Annotated in this window: 15 protein-coding genes and 1 pseudogene; 9 read left to right on the forward strand and 7 right to left on the reverse strand. The window is 60.4% G+C overall.

The window, feature by feature from the left end:
* Nucleotides 1–156: 156 nt before the first annotated feature.
* From BLW24_RS05925 to BLW24_RS05940, 5 genes are all read right to left on the reverse strand, one after another.
* On the reverse strand, nt 157–1,848 hold the full coding sequence (locus BLW24_RS05925; RefSeq protein ID WP_090377892.1) for a DUF3987 domain-containing protein: 1,692 nt from the start codon (nt 1,846–1,848) through the stop codon (nt 157–159).
* The gene (locus BLW24_RS05930; protein ID WP_090377895.1) at nt 1,845–2,717 is read right to left on the reverse strand and encodes a toprim domain-containing protein; all 873 of its coding nucleotides are present in this window, start codon (nt 2,715–2,717) and stop codon (nt 1,845–1,847) included. The genes BLW24_RS05925 and BLW24_RS05930 overlap by 4 nt, the downstream gene beginning before the upstream one ends.
* Nucleotides 2,705–2,845: a hypothetical protein gene (locus BLW24_RS25875; RefSeq protein WP_167360330.1), complete on the reverse strand. Its 141-nt coding sequence runs from the start codon at nt 2,843–2,845 to the stop codon at nt 2,705–2,707. The genes BLW24_RS05930 and BLW24_RS25875 overlap by 13 nt, the downstream gene beginning before the upstream one ends.
* 5 nt (nt 2,846–2,850) lie before the next feature.
* Entirely contained in the window at nt 2,851–3,075 is a 225-nt protein-coding gene (locus BLW24_RS05935; RefSeq protein ID WP_090377899.1) for a helix-turn-helix transcriptional regulator, read from the reverse strand.
* A 553-nt stretch (nt 3,076–3,628) separates the two neighbouring features.
* The gene (locus BLW24_RS05940; protein WP_139272644.1) at nt 3,629–5,140 is read right to left on the reverse strand and encodes a tyrosine-type recombinase/integrase; all 1,512 of its coding nucleotides are present in this window, start codon (nt 5,138–5,140) and stop codon (nt 3,629–3,631) included.
* Nucleotides 5,141–5,405: 265 nt separating this feature from the next.
* Between BLW24_RS05940 and rfbB the strand changes: the two genes are divergently transcribed.
* From rfbB to rfbD, 4 genes are read left to right on the forward strand one after another with little or no spacing between them, the layout of a single operon-like run.
* Complete coding sequence (gene rfbB, locus BLW24_RS05945) at nt 5,406–6,473, forward strand: dTDP-glucose 4,6-dehydratase (protein ID WP_090377907.1); 1,068 nt, start codon at nt 5,406–5,408, stop codon at nt 6,471–6,473.
* On the forward strand, nt 6,470–7,336 hold the full coding sequence (gene rfbA, locus BLW24_RS05950) for a glucose-1-phosphate thymidylyltransferase RfbA (protein ID WP_090377910.1): 867 nt from the start codon (nt 6,470–6,472) through the stop codon (nt 7,334–7,336). Before rfbB ends, rfbA begins: the two co-directional genes overlap by 4 nt.
* 2 nt (nt 7,337–7,338) lie before the next feature.
* The gene (gene rfbC, locus BLW24_RS05955) at nt 7,339–7,884 is read left to right on the forward strand and encodes a dTDP-4-dehydrorhamnose 3,5-epimerase (RefSeq protein WP_090377914.1); all 546 of its coding nucleotides are present in this window, start codon (nt 7,339–7,341) and stop codon (nt 7,882–7,884) included.
* A complete protein-coding gene (gene rfbD, locus BLW24_RS05960; protein ID WP_090377917.1) occupies nt 7,881–8,759 on the forward strand; it encodes a dTDP-4-dehydrorhamnose reductase in 879 nt (292 codons plus the stop codon). The genes rfbC and rfbD overlap by 4 nt, the downstream gene beginning before the upstream one ends.
* Here rfbD and BLW24_RS27125 read toward each other — a convergent pair.
* Complete coding sequence (locus BLW24_RS27125) at nt 8,756–9,619, reverse strand: methyl-accepting chemotaxis protein (RefSeq protein WP_420875029.1); 864 nt, start codon at nt 9,617–9,619, stop codon at nt 8,756–8,758. The genes rfbD and BLW24_RS27125 overlap by 4 nt on opposite strands.
* Nucleotides 9,620–10,564: pseudogene (locus BLW24_RS27130) on the reverse strand (MCP four helix bundle domain-containing protein); the annotation flags it as partial.
* Between BLW24_RS27130 and BLW24_RS05970 the strand changes: the two are divergent.
* From BLW24_RS05970 to dctM, 5 genes are all read left to right on the forward strand, one after another.
* Nucleotides 10,549–12,363: a sensor histidine kinase gene (locus BLW24_RS05970; protein ID WP_090377923.1), complete on the forward strand. Its 1,815-nt coding sequence runs from the start codon at nt 10,549–10,551 to the stop codon at nt 12,361–12,363. The pseudogene BLW24_RS27130 and the gene BLW24_RS05970 overlap by 16 nt on opposite strands.
* On the forward strand, nt 12,360–13,754 hold the full coding sequence (locus BLW24_RS05975; protein ID WP_090377926.1) for a sigma-54-dependent transcriptional regulator: 1,395 nt from the start codon (nt 12,360–12,362) through the stop codon (nt 13,752–13,754). The genes BLW24_RS05970 and BLW24_RS05975 overlap by 4 nt, the downstream gene beginning before the upstream one ends.
* A 293-nt stretch (nt 13,755–14,047) precedes the next feature.
* Nucleotides 14,048–15,037, forward strand: a complete 990-nt coding sequence (dctP, locus tag BLW24_RS05980) for a C4-dicarboxylate TRAP substrate-binding protein DctP (RefSeq protein ID WP_090377929.1) — start codon at nt 14,048–14,050, stop codon at nt 15,035–15,037.
* A gap of 127 nt (nt 15,038–15,164) precedes the next feature.
* Nucleotides 15,165–15,794 carry a TRAP transporter small permease gene (locus BLW24_RS05985; RefSeq protein ID WP_090377931.1) on the forward strand — a complete coding sequence of 210 codons (630 nt, stop codon included), beginning with the start codon at nt 15,165–15,167 and terminating at the stop codon, nt 15,792–15,794.
* Complete coding sequence (dctM, locus tag BLW24_RS05990; RefSeq protein ID WP_090377934.1) at nt 15,794–17,077, forward strand: C4-dicarboxylate TRAP transporter large permease protein DctM; 1,284 nt, start codon at nt 15,794–15,796, stop codon at nt 17,075–17,077. Before BLW24_RS05985 ends, dctM begins: the two co-directional genes overlap by 1 nt.
* Nucleotides 17,078–17,270 lie beyond the last annotated feature (193 nt).

Here is a 17,270-nt window from a genome sequence, read left to right on the forward strand (position 1 = left end):
TTGATCGTTTTTGATCAGTTTTCCGCTTTCAAAATCAGCGGAGGCTGAAGTTGACCGGAAATACAGGGCTACTTCAGACCATCCTTAGGCGCAGATTGCCGCCGATAACTTCAACGGCAAGGCCGGCACGCTGTAAATATTCCATAGCGGCCATGTTCAAAACTCCTCGAAGTCGGCAGACACGCTATTTACCGGCTCAGGTAGTGGCGAATTTGGCGAATGCGGCGAATGCCCCCGGTTTTGCTGGGTTTCGATGTGGCGAATGGGTGGCGAATCGTGGCGAATTTCAACAGCAAGGCACTGCTCGCCATTTTTGTTCGCCGCTAATTCGCCATCGTTCGCCACTGATTCGCCACTGGCAAACGCCCTAACTGCTTGGACTTTCGCCGCTTTCGCCAGATTCGCCACGCCTTCGGGTAGTGAATGCGGATTGACCTCAAACGCTTGCTGATTGCCGCCGGGGAATACCAGCCAGCCGGCGGCAACCAAAGTCGATAACGCGCTACGTGCCTTGGTAGCAGAGCGAAACTTGCGCGGGCCACCCTTGAGCACGCTCGTTACCGTCCGAGCTTCAGCGTGCGCAGTCAGCCAGCCCAACAGCTCTAGAGCCTCCCTGTTACTGCTCGACTCTGCGGCGTTGCTGCCTAGGTAGCGCGCCCACTCACCGAGCGAATGACCGGCAACTTCACAAGCGGCGGTCATGGTCTTGGCACTTATCGCTGGCTCGCCGTCGAACAATGCAAAGCCGGCGGCTAATCGGCGCGCTAACTCTCCACTGCGGCTAGCGAAGGGTTTAAGCGGCCCGCCATACTCCCCGAGACTTCTCATCTCGCCTTCAACGCGGTTATAAAATGCAATCCAGACTTCCAGCCCCTCGGGTGTCAAGCCGATAACCGGCGGCTTAACTGCGCCGTCGATACCGGCGAACGATTCGAGTAAGGCGATCTCTTTGCAGCGCTCCCAATAGCGTTGCACTGCCGCGCTTTGATAAGCGTTGGTTTTGAGGCTGTCCGTACTGATAAATCGCGTGCCGGCGATTGACGGTGCGCTGCTCATCAGGAACCTTGGCAAGAAACCTTGTCCTTGCAGTAGCGGATTATTCAACGCCTCTCGAACAGTCGGTTCTTGCGCCATCATATGCACGCTGAATCGACGGTCGTAGGCGATCCCGCTAGAAGCATCAGCGCCCATACGGTCGCGCTCGGCTTGGCCGTTATCGAACAGCTTAACCAAGCCACCGAGGGTTGCCGTCACGGTGTCAGCTTTCATGCTGTGGCCACCAAAGATGGTGCCGCATTCGTCGGTGAACCATGCGCCGCTGGGCATACCTTGAATGAAGTCCCCGGCGATTTTCTCGAAGGTCGCATCGGTGTAAAGCGCGCGCGGATTGAATGGCGCGGTGTGGCTGGCGAGAAACTCTTTCAAGGCCTTAGCGCTCAAGCCTTCCTGCATACTGCGAAACTCTGCGGCCTCGACGGCGTAACCATCGCGAGCCACGCGTTCGGCCTCGGTGATTGTCTTGAAGGCCAGCCGGTAACACTCACTCTTTCGGTCACCAGAGTCAGCCAGCGCCAACTGAAACAATGAACAGGGCATTCCTGCCGGATTACTTACATGGGGTGCGTTAACTCGCGTCTGCGCCAGATAAGCAACCGCTGCAATAAAGCACTGAGCTGCTAATGCCTCGGGCGCGGCCACGTAACGCGCCGTCGCACGCACAGCGTCGCGCATGGTTGCCGGTAGGCTGTCGGTCGGGTACGCCTTGCCCGGCGGCTCAGTCAGCAGCACGTCAGGTGTGCGCCATTCGATGGCAGGTGCTTGCATAGCAGTCATAAACGGCGCGTTCATTGATTAGCCTCCCGCCATTGGCGCAGGTCGTTAAAGTCCGAGCATGTCAGCGGCGCATTGGCTGGCCAGTCGGGCAGCACCAGCCCGCAACCGAGTGCGGCGGCGGCCTTGATTGCAGCCGTGCGGCCCGGATTGCCCTCGGTCATGCGGTCGTCGTCACCGGCAACGATCAACACAGCGTCGGGGTGCTGGCGCTGTAGTCGCTGGCCGGCCGGTAGCAGGTTGCCGGCATTCATGGCGCAGGCTACAGCGGCCCCGGTTTCCTCATGGATGGTCACGCCAGTGGCCATGCCCTCGCACAAATACAGCGGCTTACCGCTGGTGATGATGCCCAGCACTGAGCACGCGCCCTTGACCATGCCGCCGAACAGAAAACGCTTGTCGCCGTCGGGCTTGATGCGCTGCAAGTTCACCAGGTGGCCGTCACGGGTAAGCGGCACCAGCAGTACGTCACCCGACTGGCGCAAGGCGTGCGGCCTTATGCCCTTGGCGACTAGATACGGGTGTGCAGGATCGGCGCGGCGAGCGTCACGCCATAGCCGTTTGGCATTCTCGGCTGCGGCTTGCTGGCGCTGGTGCTGCTCAGCTTCGCGCTGGTTGCGTGCCTGCTCGATGCGCTGGCTAATCAGCTGCGCTTCTAGGTGGTCGAGAGGTTTGCGGCTGCTCCAGGTATGCGAAGTGCCGGCCTTCCAACTGCCGAAACAGCCCGACGCGATGCCGTCTGCGTGCAAGACGTACCAGCCGTTCAAGCTGCCTTGCTTGTCGCCGTCAAGGTGTACGCGGTGAATGCCGCCATCAGGAATAGGCAGCCAATCAAGCGGCCCGTAGGCGGCCTGTAGCGCGTCGCGGAACTGAATCACGCAATCCATAGCAGCACCTCCAGACCGAACAGCAGCACTAGGTCAGCACCAGCCGGCGCGATGGCGAACAGGTAGCGCTGGGCTGAATTTTTTGCAGCCGGGTAAGCTACCCGCTGTTTGCAGGTTGAGTTATCCATAAGGGCTAGCCTTCCTGTTTGGTCAGGAAAGAATCGACAGCCTCGGGCGACCAGCGCACCGAGCGGCCAAAGCGCATAGGCGCAGGAAAGCCGGGCGACTGAGACCAGCGCCACCAAGTGGTTCGGCTAACTTGGTATTTCGTACAGAGTTGCGCAGCAGTAGCGCGTGCGCCTTGGATCGGCAGGTTGGGTGCGGCGTTTACGGTGTTGCGGGCGGCAATCTGAGCCATGGTTTGGTTCTCCAAAAATGTAATGGAAAACCCTCGGGGGCGAAACGTAATCCACCATCTCTGGTGAAGGGGCTGCTTAATCACGTTCGTCTGGTTTCTGCGTGAAATGCAGAAATTGCGTTTGCGCAATATCAGTAACCCTAATACATTCCGTAACGTGCTTAGCAAATTGCTAACACATTGAAGCCGTCTCAAATGCTTCATACCCCCCTCGGGGTTGTTTACTGGCCTAGCCGGTTTGCAAAAAGGACGTTCCACCGTCCCCTCGAACGAACCTCGGTATTCCACTACCGGGGTTTTTTTTCGTCTGCATTCCAGCCTTACAGCAACGTTTCATCCCATAATGTAGGTGGTGAAACGTGTAGTCATCTTAGCGAACTACCTGAACCGATCAAAGCCAGCGGTTTAAGAACGGTAAGACTCAAACGTTTTACTACCTATAAGCATGCAAAGCCCCTAGCGCCGGGGCCTGCATCGTGGCTGTATATGCATACACGCATAGAACCGCAGACAACCGCAGACAACCGCAGACAACCGTCCGTCGGATTCCACCTCAAACCATCCGACTCGATAGCAGCACCACGTTATCAGCCCGCTCCTTGACCTCTCCCAGCACCAGCGCCAGCGCGCCGTCGAACAGCTCAACAGCTCGCCGCTTCTCGGGCAATGCCGCCTCGGGATTGTTGCGGTAGTGCGAGGCCACCACGCCGGTCTGCCCGTGCGCTTGCAGCAGGTCAGACAGGCGATCATCGACGCCGTGTTTCTGCATTAGCTGGGTACAGGTGCGGCGCAGGTCACGCGGGGAAAAGTTCGGCACTTGTTGCTGCTCGATAACGGCGTGTTTTGAGTCAAGCCAGTCAGCCACGGCATGGGTCGGGCTGCTGATAACAATGTGCTGCTTACCGTTGGTAGTCCAAGGCCAAGCGAAGTCGCCATTGATGACGCGCACCTGCTCGATTATCTGAATGGCACGCGGGGTCAGCGGCACCAGATGCACTCGGCTTTGTGTTTGCCCACCACGGCCCTTGCGATGCATTAGCCGCACGGTGCCGGCCTCAAGGTTGTAATCGGCCCATGTGGTTTCCATGATGTTCTTGATGCGCTGGCCACCTGTAGCGACGACGAATTGAAACAGCAGCGCCATAACCGGCCCGACGCCTTCGGTGCTGCCGATGGTTTCCCAGAACGTGCGCAGCTCGGTATCTGACAAGGCGCGCACAACGGGTGCCGATACCTTTTCAACCTTGACCATTGCAGCGGGGTTCAACTCCAAGCTGTAAACCTTGGCATTGGCACGGCCCACCACGCTCTCGGCTGTCAGCCCATGATTGAAGGCGGCAACCAAAAAAGAGCGCATACGTTCGGCTTGCACCTTGGAGCCGCGCTCCCAGATCGGATTAAGCACCGCCAAGATGTGATCGGTGCGCACGTCCCGCGCCTTCATAGCCATGATGACGGTGTGGTGCTGCATGTTGGTTTTGAATAACCGCTCTAGCTCTTTGACGACGCCGGGAGTGGCCTTGCCGCGCCGCGCCTCGATGTAGTCCAAGAACAGATCGGCAAAGCTCCCGCGTGCGGCGGTAATCTCGGCTACCCGCGCCAACTCTGCGGCGGCTAGTTCTGCATCTAGACGCGCAGCATCGGCGGCGGTCTGTGTTTCGGCTGCCTGTTCGGCCCTCAGCTCTAGGTATTTGCCCAGCCCGCCAGCTTTGCCAACCTCACCAGCGACTCGCAATGCTTCAGCGCGCATGCCGTCAAGGTCGCTCTCTTCCGTGCCGGGTTTCGGTTTCTTGGCGAGGATACCCAACGGCAGGCGGTTGTCACTGCTGGGGGTTCGCTCTCGGTAATACGCATTGATTGCCCCGGATGCTTTGCGCTCCAGTAACAAAGTCCCCTTGCCACGGGAACTAACCGGCTCAGACTGCCGGGTCTTAACTGCGTAGGCTTCCATCTCTGTCATTCGCGTGCGCTTAACCATTTCGCTCCCCGATTCCCTTCCGCTTTCCCCGTTCGCTCCCCGTTTCTCATGCAAAGTCAGGGTATCCGGTGAAACGTAGAAAAACAACGAATAGGCTACAAGCCCCGTAAATACTGCACAACCATGAGAAAACGAAAACTAACGATACGCCGAAAAACACCAAAGCTAACCGCTTGTAATCAGTAGCTCCCGGGTTCGATTCCTGGTGCCGGCACCATATAAAGAAAGCCCCGCAGCGATGCGGGGTTTTTTATGCATGTTGAAAGTGCCATGACTTGCCCGCCTAGACTCAGCTTGCAACACTGCCAGGCACAACACTTACCGTCCGCCTCTTTAAAAAAGGTATAGGCCCGTGCACATCCTTATTACCGGCGGCGCCGGCTTTATTGGTTCGGCGCTGATTCGCCATCTGCTAAATCACACCGAACACCAAGTACTCAACCTCGACAAGCTGACCTATGCCGGCAACCTTGAGTCGTTGGCCGGTGTGGCCACTCATCCCGGCTATCGCTTTGTGCAGGCCGATATTGCCGACAGTGCAGCCGTCAGCCAGGCACTGGCTGAATTTCAGCCGGACGCGATCATGCACCTGGCGGCCGAGTCGCATGTCGACCGCTCCATCGACGGCCCAGCGGCGTTTATCCAGACCAATATCGTCGGCACCTATGCGTTGCTCGAAACCACACGCAGCTACTGGTTGCAGCTGGAGCCAGCGCGCAAGGCAGCGTTTCGCTTTCACCATATCTCCACTGACGAGGTATATGGCGATCTGCATGGCGTGGACGACCTGTTCAGCGAGACCACGCCCTACGCACCCAGCTCGCCCTACTCGGCGAGCAAGGCCGCGTCGGATCATCTGGTGCGCGCCTGGCAGCGCACCTATGGCCTGCCGGTGCTAATCACCAACTGCTCGAACAATTACGGCCCCTACCACTTCCCAGAAAAACTCATCCCGCTGGTGATCCTCAATGCCCTGAATGGTAAGCCGCTACCGGTCTACGGCAATGGCCAGCAGGTGCGTGACTGGCTGTATGTGGAAGACCATGCTCGCGCGCTACTAAAGGTAGTGAGCGAAGGCAAGGTCGGCGAAACCTACAATATCGGCGGACATAACGAGCAGAAGAACTTGGATGTGGTGGAAAGCATTTGCGCGTTATTGGACGAGCTATCCCCCCGCCAGAGTGCCTCCTATAAAGAGCAGATCCGCTTCGTCACTGACCGCCCAGGCCATGACCTGCGCTATGCCATCGATGCCAGCAAGATCGAACGCGAGCTCGGCTGGAAACCCGAGGAAACCTTCGCCAGCGGCCTGCGCAAGACCGTGCTCTGGTACCTGAACAATCTCGACTGGTGCCGCCGCGTGCAGGATGGCAGCTACCACCGCGAACGCCTCGGCACACTGCAAGGAGCAGCACAATGAAAGGCATCATTCTCGCCGGCGGCTCCGGCAGCCGCCTGCATCCGATTACCCTGGGCGTGTCCAAGCAACTGCTGCCGATCTATGACAAGCCGATGATCTACTACCCGATCTCGGTGCTGATGCTCGCCGGCGTGCGCGAGATTCTGATCATATCCACCCCGCAGGACCTGCCCAACTTTCAGAAGATGCTCGGTGACGGCAGCCAATTTGGCGTGCACTTCGAATACATCGAGCAGCCCTCACCCGACGGCCTGGCGCAGGCCTTTATTTTGGGCGAAGGTTTTATCGGTAAGGACTCGCTGTGCCTGATCCTTGGCGACAATATCTTCCATGGCCAGCACTTCACCGAGAAACTCCTGCGCGCCGCCGCCGAACCTTCGGGCGCTACGGTCTTTGGCTATTGGGTCAATGATCCGCAGCGCTTTGGCGTGGTCGAGTTCGACGCCCAAGGCAAGGCCATCTCCATCGAGGAGAAACCCGCCGAACCGAAGTCTAGCTACGCGGTGACCGGCCTATACTTCTACGACAACGATGTGGTCAAAATCGCCAAAGCGGTCAAACCTTCGGCGCGCGGCGAGCTGGAAATCACCGACGTCAACAACGCTTACCTGCAGCGCGGCGATTTGCGTGTAGAGCGCTTCGGCCGTGGCTTTGCCTGGCTCGACACCGGTACCCACGACAGCCTGCTAGAAGCATCGCAATACGTGCAGACCATCGAGCACCGCCAGGGCCTGAAAGTTGCCTGCCTGGAAGAAATCGCCTATCAGCAGGGCTGGATCGATCGCCAGCAACTGCTGGCCCAAGCCAAGGCTTTTGGCAAAACCGGCTACGGCCAGTACTTGTTCAAACTGGCCGAGGAGTAAGCATGCAGGCAATCAAGACTGAGCTGCCCGGTGTGCTCATTCTCGAGCCCAAGGTGTTCGGCGATCAGCGCGGCTTTTTCTTCGAAAGCTTCAACGCCCGCAGCTTCGCTGAAACCACAGGTCTGCAGCGCGAGTTTGTCCAGGACAACCATTCGCGCTCGCAACGCGGCGTATTGCGCGGCCTGCATTACCAAGTACAACAGGCGCAGGGCAAACTGGTGCGGGTCACCGCCGGCGAAGTTTATGACGTAGCCGTGGATCTACGCCGCAGCTCGCCGACCTTCGGCCACTGGGTCGGCGCGCACCTGTCCGCCGAAAACAAGCGACAAATGTGGGTGCCGGAAGGTTTTGCCCATGGCTTTGTCGTACTCAGCGAATTCGCCGAATTTCTCTACAAAACCACCGACTACTACGCCCCCGAACATGAGCGCTGTATCCGCTGGGATGATCCGACCCTAGCTATCGATTGGCCGCTGGATGGCGCTCCGCAGCTCTCGGCCAAGGATCAGTCCGGCCTCAGCTTCGCTGATGCGCAGGTTTTCCCATGAAGATTCTCCTGCTCGGCCAGCATGGCCAGGTCAGCCAGGAACTACAGCGCGCTCTGCCAGGCACAGACGAGCTGACGGTACTGGGTCGCGAGCAGCTGGATCTGGCTCAGCCCGAGCTGATTCGCCAGCAGGTACAAAACCTCCGTCCCGAGTTGATCATCAATGCCGCCGCGCATACTGCTGTGGATCAGGCCGAGCACGAATCGCAGCTGGCCTTCGCGATCAATGCAACGGCGCCCGGCATCCTCGCCGAGCTAGCAGCCGAACTGGGCGCTCCGCTGGTCCATTACTCCACCGATTATGTGTTCGGCGGTAGCCACACTGAGCCGTACCGCGAAAGCGATAACACAAACCCGCTAAGTGTTTACGGACGCAGCAAACTGGCTGGGGAGCAAGAGATTCAGGCCGTCGGTGGTATGCACCTGATTCTGCGCACCAGCTGGGTCTACTCGCAGCATGGCAAAAACTTTCTGCTGACCATGCAACGCCTGCTGCAGGAGCGCGAAAGCCTGTCCGTGGTGGACGACCAGATCGGCGCACCAACCTGGGCTGGCACTATTGCCCAGACCACAGCACAGCTGATCGAGCAGTGGCGCAGCGGCCATGCCGGCCCCTGGGGCGTGTATCACCTGACCGCGCAGGGCGAAACCAGCTGGTTCGGCTTCGCCAGCGCGATTGCCACGCACCTGCGCAGCCAGGGCAAAAACGTGGCGACACTGCAGCCCATTCCCAGCAGCGCCTATCCAACCCCCGCGCAGCGCCCACTTAATTCGCGCCTGGACTGCAGCCGCATGCAGCAGGACTGGCACGTTCAACTGCCGACCTGGCAACAGGCACTATCCGACTGCCTAGCGACTCAATCACTAAACAGCTAAGCCCTGAAGCGCTGAATCTGTTGCTGCAAACCCGTGGCCAGCTGCGCCAGATCGCGACTGGCAATCGAGCTCTGCTCAGCGCCATTGACCACTTCACCAATACTGTCGTTGAGACTACTGATGTTCTGGCTGATCTCATTGGCCACCGCCGTCTGCTCCTCGGTAGCGGCAGAAATCTGCACATTACCGTCGGCAATGCCTTCGATGGCATGGGCAATATGATTGAGCACTTCACCCGCTTCACGGGCATGGCTGACGCTGTTCTGCGCCTGTTCGCGCGAGAGCTGCATGGCGCTGACCGCACTGCGCGCACCGCACTGCAGGGCATCGATCATGCTGCGGATCGACTCGGTGGCCTTCTGCGTATTACTCGCCAGACTGCGTACCTCATCAGCCACCACGGCAAAGCCGCGCCCCGCCTCACCTGCGCGCGCAGCCTCGATAGCCGCGTTGAGCGCCAACAGGTTGGTCTGCTCGGCAATACTCTGAATCACCCCTAGCACCTTGCTGATCTCATCACTCTGGTTGTGCAGGGTGTCGATCACCTCGCCGGCTTTTTCCACCGACACCGACAGCCCCTGAATCGACGTGAGATTGGACTGCACCAGCTCACTGCCCTGGCGCGCTTCTTTGTTCGCGTCCGCCGCATTACTGGCGGTGGACTGTGCATTGCGCGCCACTTCCTGCACCGCCACGCTCACCTGGTGCACGGCGGTTGCAACCATACTGGTCTGGTCGCCCTGGGCCGTGGCGGCCTGACTGACCTGAGCACTGATCGCACTCATTTCCTCGGACGCCGCCGCCAGCTGAGTCGCGGTATCAGCCAGATGGCGAATCAGCGCCTGCTGGTGTTCGAGCATGGTGTTGAAAGCCCGCGCGGCATCGGACACCTCGTCGCGACCGCTGGCATCAGCGCGCAAAGTCAGGTTAGAGGACTGCTGCACCTCGCTGATCAGGCTGCGCAGCCCCGCCAGCGGACGAATGATCGACAGGCTGATTAACAATGCAGCTACCAACACCAGAATCAGCGCCACGGCACCAATCAGCAGAAAGGAGGTGCGCATCGACTGGTACTGAGTCGTGGTCTCGACGTTAAGCCGCTCGCCTTCGCTTAATTGCAGGCTGATCAACCCCTCCAACTCGCCACCCAGCGGATCGAAGGTGTCGTACAGAGTGCGGTTGAATGGGCCAGCCTCGGCTGCCAATAGCTGGCCATTACCGACCTGCCCCAGGTACTGATCGGCCAGTTGCTGCACCCTTAGTAAATACGGTTTGGTGCGCTCGACCCGACTGCTTTCATCGGCGGTCAGGCGAGTGGCGGTGTACTCGGCCCAGGCCTTGTCACCACGGCTGCGCGCATCGCTGAATGCCTTGCGCAGCGTGGACTCATCAAACACTCCGCCACGGTATTTATGCAGTGCATCAACCATCGCCACCGCGTAGGCATCGGAGACCACCTTGAGCTGACTGATCGGCCGCATGCGGTCGGTATACAACTCATGAAAACTGTCGTTAATCTTGCTGGCTCTGGACAACGCCATGCCGATGACCACAATCAGCATCAGCAGCGGCACCACCGCCAACAACAGCAACCTCGTCCTTACCGTCAATTGAGCCAACATCGGACACCTCCAGGGACTAAAGCGCAGCCGTCCATGCAAGGCGCAAGCGGGCGGCACCATTACTCCAGGGCGATGCCGAACGATCTGAGTATTGACCCATATCGGCGAACTTGCCCACTTATTGCATAACCGCCACTCTGAACTGATCACCCTGCCCGAGTAAGCGCATGTCCACCCCGTCATCCCACCCTCGTCGCCCACGCTGGAGAAGCCTGGCAGTCCTTGTGTTACTGCTGGTGCCGCTGCTGTGGCCACTGCAACACCTGACGGAGCGCTATTACCGCGGCGTGCTGAGCGAACAGAACCGGCAGACCCTCGATCTCTATGTGGCCAACCTGCTGGGCACCTTGCGCCGCTACGAAGTCCTGCCGCCCATTCTTGCGGACTTACCCGACGTGCGTAGCGCCCTGCAAAACCCCGAGCAACCGGCACAACGCACAGCGGCCAACCACCTGCTCAGCCAGATTCGCCAGCAAACCGGGGCCGATGTCATCTATCTGATGGCCGCAGACGGCACCACCCTGGCAGCCTCGAACTGGGCGCAGGAAGACTCTTTTGTAGGTCGCAACTTTTCCTATCGCCCCTACTTTCGCGAAGCCATGCAAGGCCGCCCCGGGCATTTCTTCGGGCTGGGCACCACCTCGGGTAAACGCGGCTACTTCTTCGCGGCGGCGATTCGCGATGGCGAGCAGATTCTCGGCGTCATGGTGGTCAAGGTCGACCTCGACCACACCGAAACCCTGTGGGGCAAACGCCCCGAGCAGTTGCTGGTTACCGATAACTACGGCGTGGTGATTCTCACCTCAAACGCCGAGTGGCGCTTTCACGCCACCCGCGAACTGGACAATGCCGAGCGGGCAGCCATTGCCGACACCCAGCCCTATCGCATCCAGTCGCCACCACCGCTACAGCTCAACGCTGACGCCTGGTTACGCCAGGGGCAAAAACTCGATGAAATCGGCTGGACGGTGAGCATCCTCACGCCACGCTCACAGCTCGACCAGCCGGTGCGTACCACCATGGCAGTCGGCGGCAGCACCTTGCTGGCGCTGATCCTGTTGTTCGGCCTGCTGATGCAGCGCCGCCGTCACTACCTGGAACGTATCGCCCTCGACAGCCAGGCCCGCCAGCAGCTGGAACAGCGCGTACTGGAGCGCACCCTCGATCTGGAACGCCTCAATAGCCGGCTGAAGCAGGAAGTGCTGGAGCGCGAACAGGCCCAGCAGGAGCTGGTACAGGCCCAGGATGAGCTGGTGCAGGCCAGCAAACTCTCGGCCCTGGGCACCATGAGTGCGAGCATCAGCCATGAACTCAATCAGCCCCTGGCGGCCATTCGCAGTTACGCCGACAACGCCTGTGTGCTGCTCGACCACCAGCGCGGCGATGATGCTCGCGCCAATCTCAAGCTGATCAGCCAGCTCACCGAGCGCATGGCCTCGATCATCGCGCACCTGCGCGCCTTCGCCCGCCGTGACCGTCACGCCCCGGAAAGCGTGGCCCTGCAGCCGGCCATCGACGATGCCCTGGCCCTGCTGGCCAAGCGCCGCCAGGCCATGCAGGTCGAGCTGATCCGCGACCTGCCGAACGCCACCCTGTGGGTGCAGGCCGGAGAAACCCGCCTGCGCCAAGTGCTCGGCAACCTGCTGGCCAACGCCCTCGATGCCTTGAGCGAAGTACCGCAGCCGCGCCGTCTATGGCTGAGTGCCGAACTGACCGCCGAAGGCGTCGATCTACACCTTAGGGACAATGGTCCCGGCTTTAGCCAGGAGGCGCTGCAACGCGCCCGCGAGCCATTCTTCACCACCAAGACCAGCGCTCAGGGCCTCGGCCTCGGCCTGGCCATTTGCGATACCCTGATGCGCGCCCTGGGCGGCGAACTGCTGTTCGCCAACCACCCTGACGGCGGCGCCCAGCTGACCCTGCGCCTGCGCGCCGTGGATCAGGGCATCAAAACCCAGTCGCCAGAGGACTTTGTTGTATGAGCATGATCGACTCCCGCACCCAGGTGCTGCTGATCGACGATGACCCACATCTGCGTCAGGCGCTGAGCCAGACTCTCGACCTGGCGGGGCTCAAGGTCAGTAGCCTGGCCGACGCCCATGGTGTCGCCGCGCGCATCGAACGCGACTGGCCGGGGGTGGTGGTCAGTGATATCCGCATGCCCGGCATCGACGGCCTGCAGCTGCTGCAACAACTACAGGAACAGGACCCGGAACTGCCGGTACTGCTGATCACCGGCCATGGCGATGTGCCCCTGGCCGTGCAAGCTATGCGCGCTGGCGCCTACGACTTTCTGGAAAAGCCCTTTGCCAGCGGCGACCTGCTCGACAGCGTACGCCGCGCCCTGTCTCTGCGCCGCCTGGTGGTGGATAACCGCAGCCTGCGCATGGCCCTGACGGATCGCCACACCCTGTCGGCACGTCTGGTCGGCCAATCGCCGGCCATGCTGCGCCTGCGCGAACAGATCGGCGCCCTGGCCGGGATCAACAGCGACGTGCTGATCCTCGGCGAAACCGGTGCCGGCAAGGAAGTGGTGGCGCGCGCGCTGCACGACCTGTCCAACCGCCGCGCCGGGCCGTTTGTGGCAATCAACGCCGGCGCCCTTGCCGAATCGGTGGTGGAAAGCGAGTTGTTCGGCCATGAACAAGGCGCCTTTACCGGCGCGCAAAAGCGCCGCATCGGCAAATTCGAATTCGCCAATGGCGGCACCCTGTTCCTCGATGAAATCGAAAGCATGAGCCTGGAAGTGCAGGTCAAGTTGCTGCGCCTGTTGCAGGAGCGGGTGGTCGAACGCCTCGGTGGCAACCAACTGATTCCCCTGGATATCCGGGTGATCGCGGCGACCAAGGAAGACCTGCGCCAGGCCGCCGATCAGGGCCGCTTCCGCGCCGACCTGTATTACCGCCTGAACGTCGCACCGCTGCGTATCCCGGCCCTGCGCGAGCGCGGCGAAGATGCCCTGTTGCTGTTCCAGCATTTTGCCGAAGCCGCCAGCAGCCGTCATGGCCTGGCCGAGCGCAGCCTGCAACCGGGCCAGCGCGCGGCGCTGCTGCGCCACCCCTGGCCGGGCAACGTGCGCGAGTTGCAAAACGCCGCCGAACGCTTTGCCCTGGGCCTGGAACTGGACCTCGATCTGCAGGCCCAGGCTGCGGCGCCACAGCCCGATGAGGACGGCAATAGCGGCGGTTTGAATGCCCAGGTGGAAGCCTTCGAGCGCAGCCTGATCAGCGCCGAACTGAGCCGCGCACACAGCTCGCTGCGCAGCCTGGCCGAAGCGCTGGGCGTGCCGCGCAAAACCCTGCACGACAAACTGCGTAAACACGGCCTGAGCTTTGCCGGCGCTGGCGGAAGCCCGCCAGACAGCCTCGACTAGCAGGCGGGTTTCCGCCAAAAGCTGCGCAAGCGGCCTGCGCAGCAGCGCGCGAAATTTCCTGCAACAACCTGCCAGGCCTTGTCGCTGCTGCGTTTCACATTGCTCACAGCAGCCAAATCAGTGCCTGGCATGGCGGTTGCTCTAGCCTCCTGCAGGCGACTTCACAACGCACAGTTCTAGGCAATCTGCCCGACGCCCGTCACTTTCTGACAGGCCGCCTAGACTTGAGCCTGTTCGCCCGACTTGTAGCGCTGCGGCGCATCACGCTATACAAAAACAAGAGGAAAGACTCCATGTTCAAACTGACTGCCAAGGCGCTCGCGTGCGCCCTGTCGCTGAGCATCGCCGGCATGGCCCAAGCGGCCGACCCGATCGTGATCAAGTTCTCCCACGTGGTCGCCGACCACACCCCTAAAGGCCAGGGTGCCGCGCTGTTCAAGAAGCTCGCCGAAGAGCGTCTGGGCGACAAGGTCAAGGTCGAGGTTTACCCGAACTCCTCGCTGTTCGGTGACGGCAAGGAAATGGAAGCCCTGTTGCTCGGTGACGTGCAGCTGATCGCCCCATCGCTGGCCAAATTCGAGCAGTACACCAAGCAAATCCAGGTATTCGACCTGCCGTTCCTGTTCAAGGACATGGCCGCCGTCGACCGCTTCCAGCTCAGCCCGGAAGGTCAGGCGCTGCTGAAGTCCATGGAAGAGAAAAACATCACCGGTCTGGCCTACTGGCACAACGGCCTCAAGCAGCTGTCCGCCAACAAGGCGCTGCGTGAACCGAAGGATGCCCGCGGCCTGAAATTCCGCGTACAGGCGTCCGCCGTACTGGAAGAGCAGTTCAAGGCTGTGCGCGCCAACCCGCGCAAGATGAGCTTCGCCGAGGTTTACCAGGGTCTGCAGACTGGCGTGGTAAACGGTGCCGAGAACCCCTACTCGAACATCTACAGCCAGAAGATGCATGAAGTGCAGAAGTTCATCACCGAATCCAACCACGGTGTACTGGACTACATGCTGATCACCAACACCAAGTTCTGGGACGGCCTGCCGGAAGACGTACGCAGCGAGCTGGACAAGATCATCGTGGAAGTGACCGCCGAAGTGAACAAGCAAGCTGGCGCGCTGAACGATGGCGACAAGCAGCGCATCATCGACGCAAAAACCACCGAAATCATTACCCTGACCCCAGAGCAGCGTAATGAATGGCGCGATGCCATGAAGCCGGTGTGGAGCAAGTTCGAAGCTGAAATCGGTGCTGACCTGATCAAAGCTGCCGACGCCGCCAACCAGTAAGGCGGAGCAGACCTCTGCCTGCACCCAACTACAGCGCAGCCATGCCGCTGCGCGATTGGCCGAATACCCAGGTACCCCCTCGCGGGTTGCCTGGGTACGCCGCCCCTAACCACTGGAGACTCTATTGATGAACGCCTTGCGGCGCGCCTGGGACCACTTCGAGGAAGGCTTTATCGCGTTCCTGCTGGCCGCCATGACGCTGGTGACCTTCGTCTACGTGATCCTCAACAACCTCTACACACTGTTCTACAACCTGGCGGATCGTTGGGAAGGCAGCAGTGAGTTTTTCTTCGCCATTGGCGACAGCATTCTCGGCATGGCCCAGTCGATGACCTGGAGCATTGCCCTGACCAAGGCGTTATTCGCCTGGTTGATTTTCTTCGGCCTGGCCTACGGTGTGCGCACCGCCGGGCATATCGGCGTCGATGCACTGGTCAAGCTGGCCAGCAAACCGGTGCAAAGGGTTATCGGCCTGATCGCCTGCCTGGCCTGCCTGGGCTATGCCGGGCTGATCACCGTCGCCAGCTTCGACTGGGTGAAAACCCTGTTCACCGCCGGCATCGGTGCTGAAGACCTCGGTCGCTACGGCATCATGCAATGGCATATCACCCTGATCGTGCCGTTCGGCTACGCCATGGTTTTTATCCGTTTCTTTGAAATCTTCGTACGCATTCTGCGCAACCAGCAGACCGGCCTGGGGCTGGCTGATGAAGCCGCCGACGCACTGAAGATCAATGAGCACGGGGAGCACAAGTAATGACCATCCTGTTCCTCTTTATTCTGCTGTTTCTGCTGATGTTTATCGGCGTGCCGATTGCTGCCTCGCTGGGCCTGGCCGGCTCGGTGACCATCATGCTGTTCAGCCCGGACTCGGTACGTTCGCTGGCGATCAAGCTGTTCGAAACCAGCGAACACTACACCCTGCTGGCTATCCCGTTCTTCCTGCTGTCCGGTGCGTTTATGACCACTGGCGGCGTGGCCAAGCGCCTGATCGACTTCGCCAACGCCTGCGTCGGGCATATCCGTGGCGGCCTGGCCATCTCGGCGGTATTGGCGTGCATGCTGTTTGCCGCGCTGTCCGGTTCGTCGCCTGCCACTGTGGCGGCCGTCGGCTCGATTGCCATCGCTGGCATGGTGCGTTCGGGTTACCCGCAGGCATTCGGCGCCGGGATCGTGTGTAACGCCGGCACCCTGGGCATCCTGATTCCACCGTCGATCGTCATGGTGGTGTACGCCGCCGCGACCGAGCAGTCGGTGGGCAAGCTGTTTATGGCTGGTGTCGTACCCGGCCTGCTGCTGGGCGTGGCACTGATGGTGGCGATCTATATCGTCGCGCGGAAGATGAATCTGCCGGCCATGCCGCGTGCCAGCTTCCGTGAGTTCATCACTGCGGCACGCAAGGCCATCTGGGGTCTGCTGCTGATGGTGATCATCCTCGGCGGCATCTACTCAGGCATGTTCACTCCAACCGAAGCTGCTGCAGTGGCAGCAGTCTACGCCGGCTTTGTGGCGCTGTTCGTGTACAAGGACATGACCATCCGCGAGTGCCCCAAGGTACTGCTGGAGTCCGGCAAGCTGACCATCATGCTGATGTTCATCATCGCCAACGCCATGCTCTTCGCCCACGTGCTGACCACCGAGCAGATCCCGCAAACCATCACCGCCTGGGTGATCGAGATGGGCCTGCAGCCTTGGCAGTTCCTGCTGGTGGTAAACATCGTGCTGCTGGTGGCGGGCGCCTTTATGGAGCCATCGGCGATCATCCTGATCCTCGCACCGATCCTCTTCCCGATTGCCGTGCAACTGGGCATCGACCCGATCCACCTGGGCATCATCATGGTGGTGAACATGGAAATCGGCCTGATCACACCACCCGTGGGGCTCAACCTGTTCGTCACCTCGGCGGTGACCGGTATGCCGCTGACCTCGGTGATCAAAGCCGCCTGGCCGTGGCTGATGCTGCTACTCAGCTTCCTGATGATCATCACGTACGTGCCTGCCGTATCCATGGCGCTGCCCACTTGGCTGGGCATGACCTGACAGCGACTCCGTGTGTACTTCCCTACACACTTTTAGCCCGGCCTTAGTGCCGGGCTTTTTTTGCCTGTGGCTTTTGCAGGGAGGGTCGGACCGCGCAGGTTAGCCGCATACCTCTATTACCTGGTATCACGCCGCTCGAAACGCGGCCTAAGCCACCATCGGCGCAGCACACTTCACTGAGTTAGATAGCCCG

Origin of the sequence: Pseudomonas anguilliseptica, from assembly GCF_900105355.1 — a bacterium.
In the GTDB taxonomy this organism is placed as follows: domain Bacteria; phylum Pseudomonadota; class Gammaproteobacteria; order Pseudomonadales; family Pseudomonadaceae; genus Aquipseudomonas; species Aquipseudomonas anguilliseptica.